4 protein-coding genes are annotated in these 2,837 nt (G+C 65.2%); all 4 read left to right on the top strand.

The features are described from left to right. Positions 1-96 precede the first annotated feature (96 nt). Positions 97-450 carry a transposase gene (locus tag FJ956_RS30345; protein ID WP_246672254.1) on the top strand — a complete coding sequence of 118 codons (354 nt, stop codon included), beginning with the start codon at positions 97-99 and terminating at the stop codon, positions 448-450. Beyond that, positions 447-794, top strand: a complete 348-nt coding sequence (tnpB, locus tag FJ956_RS30340) for an IS66 family insertion sequence element accessory protein TnpB (RefSeq protein ID WP_006201720.1) — start codon at positions 447-449, stop codon at positions 792-794. Before FJ956_RS30345 ends, tnpB begins: the two co-directional genes overlap by 4 nt. 66 nt (positions 795-860) lie before the next feature. Continuing rightward, on the top strand, positions 861-2,537 hold the full coding sequence (locus tag FJ956_RS30335; RefSeq protein WP_140684991.1) for an IS66 family transposase: 1,677 nt from the start codon (positions 861-863) through the stop codon (positions 2,535-2,537). Positions 2,538-2,539: 2 nt separating this feature from the next. Next, positions 2,540-2,773, top strand: coding sequence for a hypothetical protein (locus tag FJ956_RS30330; protein ID WP_140684992.1), 234 nt, complete (start codon positions 2,540-2,542; stop codon positions 2,771-2,773). Positions 2,774-2,837: the final 64 nt, after the last annotated feature.

Below are 2,837 nucleotides of genomic sequence, written 5' to 3'. Positions count from 1 at the left end.
GGTACGCCTCCGGCGAGGGCCGCCTTGCGCGAACATGGCCCGGTAGCGAGGCTACGCTCTTGAGGTCGTCCTTACGAGCGTAGTCAGCAGCACAGCATGAGCCAGATGACGATATTGACCGGGCCGGAGCGCCGTCGTCGTTGGAGTGAAGAGGATCAGTGCCGGATACTGGCCGCGGCATTCGCGCCGGGGGCTACAGTGGCGGCGGTGGCGCGCCAGTACGATGTCGCGACCAGCCTGATCTATAAGTGGCGCCGCATGGCAAGAGCCTGCGAGACGGGCTTTGCCGAAGTTGTCGTGGTTCCCGATAAGCCCGTCGCCGCTTCGGTACCGGCGGCGCCCCCAGCGGTGATCGAGCTGGAGATCGCCGGTAAGGTGCGGCTGCGGATTCCGCTGACCACGCCGCCGACACTGGCGGCGGCGATGGTGAAGGCGCTGGGCGTTTCATGATCCCGGTTCCGAGCCAGGTGCGGATCTGGTTGGCGGTCGGCCGCACCGATATGCGTCGCGGGATGCAAGGCCTCGCCCTGCAGGTTCAGGAGACGCTGGGACGGGATCCGCATGCCGGCGATCTTTATGTCTTCCGCGGCCGCAGCGGCAATCTGATCAAGATTATCTGGCACGATGGGCTCGGCATGTCGCTGTATGCAAAACGGCTCGAGAAGGGCCGGTTTCTCTGGCCGTCGCCGGCGGACGGTACGGTTTCCATATCACCGGCGCAGCTCGCCTACATGCTCGACGGGATCGATTGGCGCAACCCGCGTCACACCTTCCGCCCCCAGCGCGCGGGCTGAGTTTTTCTTTGAGTTTGCGCCATTTTCCGCGAGTCAGCGGACGCGTTTTATGATTCATTCCAAGGCATGGTTGCCACCGCCCAGGATGCTGTTCCGGACGATATCGGCGCGCTCAGAGCAGCGCTGACCGCGGCGCTGGCCAGAGCCGAAGACGAGGCCGCGCGCGCTGCGCTGGTCGAGGCCGAACTGGCGGTCGCCAGGGCCAAGGCATCGGATGATGCGGCGCTGATCGCACATCAGGATCTGACGATCCGGAAGCTGCAGCGGGCGCTGCATGGTCAGAGTTCTGAACGCTCCGCCCGCCTGCACGACCAGATGGAGCTCACCTTCGAGGAACTCGAGAGCACGGCGACGCAAGACGAGATCGCCGCCGAACAGGCCGCAGCCCGGACCACCGAGGTGGCGCCTTATGTGCGCAAACGACCGACCCGCCAGCCATTTCCCGAGCATCTGCCGCGCGAACGCGTGGTCGAGCCGGTGCCGACCGCTTGCCACTGCTGCGGCGGTCATCGGCTGCGCAAGTTGGGTGAGGATATCACCGAGACGCTGGAGGTGGTGCCGCGGCAATGGAAGGTGATCCAACACGTGCGGGAGAAGTTCACCTGCCGCGACTGCGAGGCGATCAGCCAGGCTCCCGCGCCGTTTCACGCCACTCCGCGGGGCTGGGCCGGTCCCGGCCTGCTGGCGATGATCCTGTTCGAGAAGTTCGGACAGCATCAGCCGCTCAACCGCCAGGCTGAACGCTATGCCCGCGAAGGCGTGCCGCTTAGCCTGTCGACGCTCGCCGACCAGGTCGGCGCCGGCGCCGCGGCGCTGATGCCGCTGTTCAAGCGGCTCGAAGCCCATGTGCTGGCCGCTTCACGTCTGCACGGCGACGACACCACGGTGCCGGTCCTGGCCAAGGGCAAGACCGATACCGGCCGATTATGGACCTATGTGCGCGATGACCGACCGTTCGGCGGCGCCGATCCGCCGGCGGCAGTATTCTACTATTCCCGCGATCGTCGAGGGGAACATCCCGCGGCGCATCTCGCTGGCTGGAGCGGCATTCTGCAGGCCGATGCCTTTGGCGGCTATGGCGATCTCTATGCGACGGGTCGTCAGCCGGCGCCTGTTCTGGAAGCCAGCTGCTGGGCCCACAGCCGGCGCAAAGTGTTCGAGCTGGCCGATATCGAAGCGGCGGCGCGCAAGAAGGCGCGCGGCGAGAAGCCCAACCTGGTCTATCCGCTCGCGGTTGAAGCCGTGAAGCGCATCGATGCCCTGTTCGATATCGAGCGCGAGATCGCCGGCCTGTCGCCAGCCCAACGCCACGCCGTGCGCCAGGAGCGGAGCCTGCCGCTGGTCACCGAACTCGAGCGCTGGATGATCGAGACGCGCGACAAGCTCTCGCGCGGACACGATCTGACCAAGGCCTTCAACTACATGCTGCGCCGCTGGTCATCCTTCACCCGGTTCCTCGACGATGGGCGGATTTGTCTCTCGAACAATGCAGCCGAGCGAGCCCTGCGCGGCATCGCTCTCGGCAGAAAGTCCTGGCTGTTCTGCGGTTCAGATCGCGGCGGACAGCGCGCTGCCGTTCTCTACAGCCTGATCGTCAGCGCCAAGTTGAATGACATCGACCCTCAGGCCTGGCTCGCCGATATCCTGGCGCGCATCGCAGCCCACCCAGCACAGCGGATCGATGATTTGCTGCCGTGGAATTGGCGATCCGCAAAACTGCGGCCCCAACCAGCGGCGGCCTGATCATGCAGCGCAATAAGGTGCATCACGTCTACACCGTCGAACGTGTCGCCAGGGACCTCGGCGTCAGCGAAGCGCTCATCCAGGACCTGACCCTGGTTCTCGAGCCCGAGGACGGCGTCATCTGGGTGTACGGCGCCAACCATGACGACGGGACCCTGGCCTTCACCGATGAGGGCATCGAGGAGGTCAAACTCCTCCTCGAACAATATCATCGCGTTTCCCCATCGAAAGCTTGACCCCAGCACCGCGGTGCTCATGGTCGCCGAATACGCACGCCTGCGGTCTTCACCGGATGAGTAC

This window comes from Mesorhizobium sp. B2-4-3 (assembly GCF_006442815.1).
Classification (GTDB): Bacteria; Pseudomonadota; Alphaproteobacteria; order Rhizobiales; family Rhizobiaceae; genus Mesorhizobium.
Note: the sequence above shows the minus strand (reverse complement) of the source record. Positions and strands in the feature narration are given on the sequence as shown.

Excerpts from the sequence above, each read along its gene's own strand:
- FJ956_RS30330 (WP_140684992.1), top strand. The coding sequence starts at position 2,540 with ATGCAGCGCAATAAGGTGCATCACGTCTACACCGTCGAACGTGTCGCC.
- FJ956_RS30335 (WP_140684991.1), top strand. The coding sequence starts at position 861 with ATGGTTGCCACCGCCCAGGATGCTGTTCCGGACGATATCGGCGCGCTC.
- FJ956_RS30345 (WP_246672254.1), top strand. The coding sequence starts at position 97 with ATGAGCCAGATGACGATATTGACCGGGCCGGAGCGCCGTCGTCGTTGG.
- tnpB (WP_006201720.1), top strand. The coding sequence starts at position 447 with ATGATCCCGGTTCCGAGCCAGGTGCGGATCTGGTTGGCGGTCGGCCGC.